The following is a 749-nucleotide window of genomic DNA, read 5'->3' as shown; positions in this document are numbered from 1 at the left end:
CAAACCACTGCCCCGCAGGCCGTGAGAAATTCAAAACCGCTTTTAAAGCGTCTGTTTAGTTGAGGTAATTATGTCTTTAGTCAATGAAGAACATATTCAAATAGGCAAGAAACATCTTTCCAGAATTAAAGAGATGTTTGAATTCAGAAAGAACGTAGCGCAGGAAACATTTGATACTCAGCCGCAGCATATGCGTAGAACAATCTGTTTTCATGCTGGCTTATCTCGTCGCCATCTTGAGATGAAGTTTGCTGAATTAACTCCGACGGAAAGGCATCAAGTAGTTGCGGCGCTAAATTCTTTGCTTGGATTAACTGAATCAATGCCGAAATTTATCAGTGATGATGATTGCAAGATAAATATTAAACACTAACCCGTACTCAAACTAATTGGCGTCAACCCGCCGGGCATTCTTTTGCCCAAAACAGGAGTTCTTATATGAAAAATATGATTGATAACACCCGTCAGAATATTGTTGGTTTGCCAGTTATGGGTATTAATTTAGCTTCACCAGAACGCGATTACACCTCAGTTCTGGATTTGTCGTTAATGCTCGACACAGCTCGTAATGAAGAACGCGCTAATCGAGCGGTGGTGTTTGCCGGCCGCCTGGAAGCGATTGCCAGTTTCATTCTCAAACGTGAAATGACAGGAATTGAGGCTGCTGAAGCACTCCGCATTGAAGCTAACCGAATCCAAAGTGAAGCGGAGGCATAACAATGGCTGATGTAATCGACACCGCTCAGGAG

The 749-nt window shown here is 42.9% G+C and carries 2 protein-coding genes; both read left to right on the top strand.

Translation table 11 applies throughout. The features are described from left to right. The first annotated feature begins 70 nt into the window (after nucleotides 1–70). Nucleotides 71–373, top strand: a complete 303-nt coding sequence (locus AC1DUO_RS25755) for a hypothetical protein (protein WP_477989556.1) — start codon at nucleotides 71–73, stop codon at nucleotides 371–373. Between the two features lie 65 nt (nucleotides 374–438). After that, nucleotides 439–717 (top strand): DUF2732 family protein, encoded by a 279-nt coding sequence (locus AC1DUO_RS25750; protein WP_477989555.1) that lies wholly within the window; start codon nucleotides 439–441, stop codon nucleotides 715–717. Nucleotides 718–749: the final 32 nt, after the last annotated feature.

The sequence above is a fragment of the Rahnella sp. P4_A8 genome, assembly GCF_056402435.1.
This window is presented reverse-complemented; position numbering and strand designations above follow the sequence as displayed.

Excerpts from the sequence above, each read along its gene's own strand:
- AC1DUO_RS25750 (WP_477989555.1), top strand. The coding sequence starts at position 439 with ATGAAAAATATGATTGATAACACCCGTCAGAATATTGTTGGTTTGCCA.
- AC1DUO_RS25755 (WP_477989556.1), top strand. The coding sequence starts at position 71 with ATGTCTTTAGTCAATGAAGAACATATTCAAATAGGCAAGAAACATCTT.